Source organism: Streptomyces sp. NRRL WC-3549, assembly GCF_000721935.1.
Lineage (GTDB): Bacteria > Actinomycetota > Actinomycetes > Streptomycetales > Streptomycetaceae > Streptomyces.
Genome location: NZ_KL585423.1, coordinates 111,745 through 113,233, shown reverse-complemented (window position 1 = coordinate 113,233; position 1,489 = coordinate 111,745). Strand labels below are relative to the sequence as shown.

Sequence of the window (1,489 nt, the reverse complement as noted above, 5' to 3'; positions counted from 1 at the left end):
AGATGTGTATAAGAGACAGGGGCCGCGACGTCCTGCTCGTCGAGGCCGACCTGCGCACCCCCTCGCTCGCCCCACGGCTGGGCACGGTGGCCCGCGAGGGAAGGACCCGCTGGGCCGCCCCGGGCGACGAGGACAGGGGCTGGCCCGCCGGCAGCCGCGCGAACGTCGACGTACCGGGTTCCGGCGCCTTCACCCTGGTCGCCGGGCAGCCGGTCGACAACGTGCCCCGAGCGCTGACCTCGGCAGCCGTCGGACGGATCCTCTCCGAGGGCGACCGGCCCGGAGCCGTCGTCATCGTGCTGGCCCCGCCCGTCCTGTCGTACGCGGACGCCGTCGCCCTCGTCGACCGGGTCGAGGGCGTCATGGTCGTCTGCGACCCGCGCGAGGTGCACCGCAGCGACCTGGAACGCATCCGCGAGGTCGTCGGCGCCTCGGGCGGTACGGTCCTCGGCGCCCTGCTCCACCCCGCCCGCGGCCGGCGCGCCCGCAGAGAGGCGCGCAAGGAGGCCCGCGGGGACACGCGCGACGGCACGCACGACGACGGGCGCGGGAAGCCCGGCAGGCGGCGCGGCCGCGGGCCCGGCGCCCAGGGCCCCGCGTCCGGGCGGGCCGGCCGGGACGGGACGACCGGTGACCCCGCCGACGCCCTCGGCCTGCGCAGCCCCTTCGGCACCCCCGCCGGACGCCCGTGAGGGCACGTACCGCGATCGTCTGCTCGGTCGCGGACCAGGGGGTGGCCGCACTGACCAACATCCTGGTGCTGGTGGCGGCGGCCCGGCTCTCCACCGTGGACGGGTTCGCCCGCTTCTCCGCCGTCTACCTCGTCTTCACCGTGCTGCTGGGCGTCTTCGGCGCCTACACCGGACAGCCGCTGGTGCTGCGGCGCGGCGAGGGGGGCGAGACCCGCGGGGCGTGCCGCTCGGCCGTGGTGTTCACCCTGCTCGCCGCGAGCGCGATCGGTGCCCCGCTCGCCGCCGTCTGCCTGCTGCTCCCGGGCGACACCGCCCACGCCCTGGTGATGCTCGGGCTGGTCCTGCCCGTGGTGCTCGGCCAGGACACCCTGCGCTACGCCTTCTCCACCCTTCACCTGCCCCATCTCGCCCTGCTCGCCGACACGGTGCGGCTCGGCTGCGTCCTGGCCGCCCTGGCCGCCCAGCCCCACGGTGCCGGCGCCGGGCGGCTCGTCCTGGTCTGGGGGCTGTCCGCACTGCCCGCCCTGCTGCTGTCCGCCGCCCTGCTCCACCGCCGCACGGCCGGCACCCGCCCGCGGATCGGCGTGCTGCTCCGCCGCGGGCACCTCGGCCGCCGGTTCGTCGTGGAGTTCGGCGTCGGCAACGCGACCGGCCAGCTCTCGGTGCTGGGCCTCGGCGCCGTCGGCACCCCGCTGGTGGTCGGCGCGCTGCGCGGGGCGACCACCCTCTTCGGCCCGCTCAACGTGCTCTTCACCTCCGCCACCAGCTTCGGCCCCCCGCTGCTGGGCCGGCTCCCC

At 77.2% G+C, this 1,489-nt stretch carries 2 pseudogenes; both read left to right on the top strand.

Annotation, left to right across the window (positions count from 1 at the left end):
• A pseudogene (locus IH13_RS0126875) lies at positions 1 to 692 on the top strand (lipopolysaccharide biosynthesis protein); the annotation flags it as partial.
• Positions 689 to 1,489: pseudogene (locus tag IH13_RS0126870) on the top strand (hypothetical protein); the annotation flags it as partial. The pseudogenes IH13_RS0126875 and IH13_RS0126870, both read left to right, overlap by 4 nt.